Source organism: Leisingera sp. (genome assembly GCF_034669605.1).
GTDB lineage: Bacteria > Pseudomonadota > Alphaproteobacteria > Rhodobacterales > Rhodobacteraceae > Leisingera.
In genome coordinates this window covers 1-4,367 of record NZ_JAXMOX010000287.1, presented here as the reverse complement: position 1 = coordinate 4,367, position 4,367 = coordinate 1, and the positions used below count along the sequence as shown (strand labels likewise).

Annotated in this window: 5 protein-coding genes; 3 read left to right on the top strand and 2 right to left on the bottom strand. The window is 60.9% G+C overall.

All coding sequences use genetic code 11. The annotated features are described in order from the left end of the window. Positions 1-753, top strand: a 753-nt coding sequence (locus VOI29_RS22835; protein WP_323783977.1) for an IS5 family transposase, incomplete at its 5' end; no start/stop codon positions are given. Positions 754-755: 2 nt separating this feature from the next. Here the strand turns inward: VOI29_RS22835 and VOI29_RS22830 are convergent. Beyond that, complete coding sequence (locus tag VOI29_RS22830) at positions 756-1,151, bottom strand: hypothetical protein (RefSeq protein ID WP_323783975.1); 396 nt, start codon at positions 1,149-1,151, stop codon at positions 756-758. A gap of 611 nt (positions 1,152-1,762) precedes the next feature. Between VOI29_RS22830 and VOI29_RS22825 the strand changes: the two genes are divergently transcribed. Beyond that, positions 1,763-2,677 carry a tyrosine-type recombinase/integrase gene (locus VOI29_RS22825; RefSeq protein ID WP_323783973.1) on the top strand — a complete coding sequence of 305 codons (915 nt, stop codon included), beginning with the start codon at positions 1,763-1,765 and terminating at the stop codon, positions 2,675-2,677. 6 nt (positions 2,678-2,683) lie between these two features. Further along, the gene (locus VOI29_RS22820; RefSeq protein ID WP_323783970.1) at positions 2,684-3,892 is read left to right on the top strand and encodes an IS91 family transposase; all 1,209 of its coding nucleotides are present in this window, start codon (positions 2,684-2,686) and stop codon (positions 3,890-3,892) included. Here the strand turns inward: VOI29_RS22820 and VOI29_RS22815 are convergent. Then, the coding region (locus VOI29_RS22815) for a hypothetical protein (RefSeq protein ID WP_323783968.1) at positions 3,822-4,367 on the bottom strand (546 nt) is incomplete at its 5' end. The genes VOI29_RS22820 and VOI29_RS22815 overlap by 71 nt on opposite strands.

Below are 4,367 nucleotides of genomic sequence, written 5' to 3'. Positions count from 1 at the left end.
ATGGTGAATGTGCTGTTCGGCCTGCCGTTGAGGCAAACGACCGGGATGGTGGGCAGCATCCTGACGATGGCCGGGTTGGACTGGCCGGTGCCCGACTTTTCCACCCTGAGCCGACGCCAGAAATCCATCACCGTCCAGATATCGGGCCGTCGCGCGGCAGGCCCGCTGAACCTGTTGGTGGACAGTACCGGGATCAAGTTCCTCGGCGATGGCGAGTGGCTGGCCCGCAAGCATGGAACCCATCGCAGGCGCCAATACCGAAAAGTTCATCTGGCGATGGACACCGGCACCGGCGACATCCGGGCGGTGGAGTTCACCTCCAGCGACAAAGGCGACAGTCCGGTCCTGCCCGAACTGCTGAGCCAGGTGCCGCCAGAGGAACAGATCGGCACCGTGACCGGCGATGGCGCCTACGACACGCGCCGCTGCCATACGGCCATCCTGGATCGAGGCGCCGCCGCCGTCATCCCCATCCGCAAGAACGGGCGCCTTTGGAAAGAAGACTGTCCGGCCGCGACGGCTCGCAACGAGATCCTGCGCGCCACCCGGCACCTCGGGCGGGGCATCTGGAAGCGATGGACCGGCTATCATGCCCGAAGTCGGATCGAGGCAAAGATGCGATGCCTGAAATCCTTCGGCGAACGCATCGCCTCACGAGACCCCGACCGCCAGACCGCCGAAATCCACATCCGTATCGCCCTCATGAACCGCTTCAACGAACTCGGCATGGCCGAGATCGAACGCGTGGCCTGAATTCAATGGGAAAGGGAAAACTCGCTCAGTTGCTGGGTTCTGCAACAATGCCCATAAGGTGTCGAAGCAGCTTTCTCCGGGTGCATTTTGATATGAGCTAAGAAACTCTGCGCCCCTGAGCCCACAACCTTTAGACCGGTGTCCTTAATTTCGACTTCTGTATAACTAAACCTCCATGGCGTGCTACATTCATCAATTCTGATCTCATAGATTTTTACTTCTTTGGTTGCAGGGCATGGACCAAAGAGCAAGACGGTGTACTTTCTATCTTTCGCGTTAAAAATTACGTCGTCGAGTAGTATGTTCGCGAGCCGCGTTAAGGAATCTACAAAGGCTTCGAAATCAGGCGGAGCATCGGCATCTTCATCGTGTAGGTTCGAGAAAACATTCGATGCCATAGAGTATAAGGCCGTTGCGAACAGAATGTCGCCAGCGAAAGCGTATCCGAGTTCTCCCCGAACATGCTTGATACCTGGACCGGCAGCCTTTCCAATTGTCGCATGATACGGCAGCACTAGCAGCTTGGAAAAGTGGTCTGTTACGGTGCGAGTTTGGTCATTGGGGCGATGGGTTACTCGTGAGTCAGAATAACAGATAACCCTTCCTGGCTCTCGAGTTATTAAGAGTATTGTCATCGCATTTTCACCTCAGGTTGTGGCAAGCTTATAAGCATACGGTTAGCTTGTAGAAGGCCATCGGTCTCTGGAACCAGCCCCAAAATGGTGGTTTTGCTTCCACGTACACAACAACATCAGGCTGCTTATCATTTTGCCAATGCCCAACACGTTATCCTTGTGTTGGCCGATACTACGGACAGTCTCAAGGTCCGCTATCGCAGCCACATTTGAGATTTGCAAATTCCGCTTCCTGCGCAGGCACTAAATCGCTCCGCGATAGGGGCTCTGCGTGGCAGGCGTTGGGCTGAAGCGGTATTTGTTTCGCGGTTTAGGAGGTCGGGTGTGTGCTGTTGGCCGAGGTGATTTTGCCTCGGTTGATAGAGGGTTTTCCCATGACCATTCAGCACCCTGCACCGGCGACACCCCTTCGGGCGCGCATGATTGCGGATATGTCCGCACGCAATCTGGGACCAGCGTCGCAGACCAGCCACCTGCGGGCCTGCAAGCGGTTTGCCTCCTGGCTCGGGCGATCTCCGGAGACAGCTTCACCGGATGACGTGAAGCATTTCCAGCTGCATCTGATCGAGAGCGGGACGAGTATCTGCACCCGCAACCAGACCATGACCGGGGTGAAGTTTCTGTTCCGGGTCACCCTGCGCCGGCATGACCTGGCGGCCGAAGTGTTCCACCTCAAGAAGCCCGTGAAGGTTCCCGTTGTGCTGAGCCGCAACGAGGTCAGGCGCATCCTCGCCATGGCCCCCGGCCTGAAGGCGCGCGTGATGCTGTCACTCGCCTATGGATGCGGCCTGCGGGCAAGCGAGGTCGTCCGGCTGAAGGTCGGCGACATCGACGGGGAACAGAACATTATCCGCATCGTGCAGTCGAAGGGACGCAAGGACCGCAACGTGATGCTGCCCGTTGATATTCTGAGCCTGTTGCGGGTCTGGTGGACCGAACGCCCGACCGTCAACGACAGGGGGGTGTCCGGGCCTGACCGCGCGCTCTTTCCCGGCTATTGCGGGCGGCATCTTTCGGCCAGACAGCTCTCGCGGCTGTTCAAGCAGGCAGCGCGTGCAGCGGGTATCACCAAGCCGGTCACACTGCACACCTTGCGTCACAGCTTCGCGACGCATCTGCTGGAGCACGGCGTTGACATCCGGATCATTCAAGCGCTGCTCGGGCATGCCAAACTCACCACGACGGCGCACTATGCCAGCGTTGCTACCGGCATGATCTCGGCGGTGGAGAGCCCGTTGGACGGCCTGACCGCGGCGAAGCGCAGAAAGGGCAGGAAAGGCGCCTCATAGACTGCGTTGTCCCGGCCGAAGCTGGAGGTCGCGGATATCTTCCGGGTCCATGGTTCTGCCTGGCGGGCGGCCAATGCAGGCCATATCAGCCTCGACCAGTTGAAGGTGATGAACGCCATCACGCGCTGCCGCACGGCGGCGCTCGGCGGACATGCCGCACGATGTGAAGACTGCGGGCATGAACACATTGCCTACAACTCTTGCCGCAATCGCCATTGCCCCAAATGCCAGGCGGGTGCAGCCAAGGCCTGGCTGGCGGCGCGCGAGGCCGAACTGCTGCCCGTGCGGTATTTCCACCTCGTCTTCACGCTGCCGAAGCCAATCGCCGAGATTGCGTTTCAAAACAAGCGGGAGATCTACAATCTGCTGATGCGGGCGAGCGCGGACACGGTAATCCGGATTGCCGCCGACCCCAAGCACCTTGGCGCCCGGGCCGGCATCACATCCGTCCTGCACACCTGGGGCTCGGCGATGACGCACCACCCGCATGCCCACATGATCGTGCCGGGCGGCGGCCTGTCTGCGGACGGTGCGCGGTGGATCGCCTGCCGCAGGAACTTCTTCCTCTCCGTCCGGGTGCTGTCCCGCCTCTACCGGCGCCTCATTCTGGACGGGCTGGCCCGGCTGCACAGCGCCGGGAAGCTGCACTTTTTCGGCGATCACGCCGGGCTTGCGGATCGCGAGGCCTTCGACGCTTTCCTGCAACCGCTGCGCAGGATCGATTGGGTCGTGTATGCCAAGGAACCCTTCGCCGGACCCAGGGCAGTGCTGGCATACCTGTCGCGCTACACCCACCGTGTCGCGATCTCCAACAGCCGCCTGATCCGCATGGACGGCCGGAGCGTCACCTTCCGCGTCAAGGATTACCGCGTCAATGGTCCCGGGCGGCATACCGCCATGACCCTCAAGACCGGCGAGTTCATCCGCCGCTTCCTGATCCATGTCCTGCCCAAGGGGCAGCACCGCATCCGCCACTACGGCTTCTTCGGGAATGGCAACCGTGCCGCCAATATCGCCAGGATCAGGGAGCTGCTCGGGGCCGAAACATCTGATCAGGGTCACGCGCACGACAGCACGGCCGATGACGCCGATGCACTTGCCCGCGTCCTCGCGCTGCCATGCCCCTGCTGCGGCGGGCACCTGATCATCGTCGAAACCATCGCTCCAGAACGACGCCCCAGGGCGCCGCCAGGAACAGCGAGGGCTGCTGCATGATACGCGCGCCAAAGACCGGAAGCCCAATTGCCGCTGTTCGCGATACCGCTTGCGGCCAGTCCGGCATGCCTGCAACCCGGATAGTAGTGGTGGTGAGGTTGCCGAGCCCCGCGAGACCCGGCGCATGCCCCTCAAAGCTCACAAAATCCGTGCCGAAGCTGCCTGCAACGAGCGCTGTTGGCCCAACCTGCAAAACAAGAACCAAGGCCATCAACCGATTCAAATCCCCATAGAGCCAGCTGGCCTGCCCAATTCCAACACCGCGATTTCCCGCTTGCGCGCTTCTCCGACGCCAGGCAATGCTGCGCGCTACTCGCCCCCCTCGAGTGGCGTCCGAGAAACCTGCAGCACCTCTACCCCTGGTGCTGACTGCAGCATTGAAGGCAGCGCGCCAAGGCGGTTCAACGGCCGCTTTTCGGAAGCCGGCCAGGATTTTTTGCAGCGGCAGCATCTTTTGCATGGCGCCCCCGCCAAG

Coding starts and splice junctions, on each gene's coding strand:
- VOI29_RS22830 (WP_323783975.1), bottom strand. CDS start 1,151: ATGGCATCGAATGTTTTCTCGAACCTACACGATGAAGATGCCGATGCT.
- VOI29_RS22825 (WP_323783973.1), top strand. CDS start 1,763: ATGACCATTCAGCACCCTGCACCGGCGACACCCCTTCGGGCGCGCATG.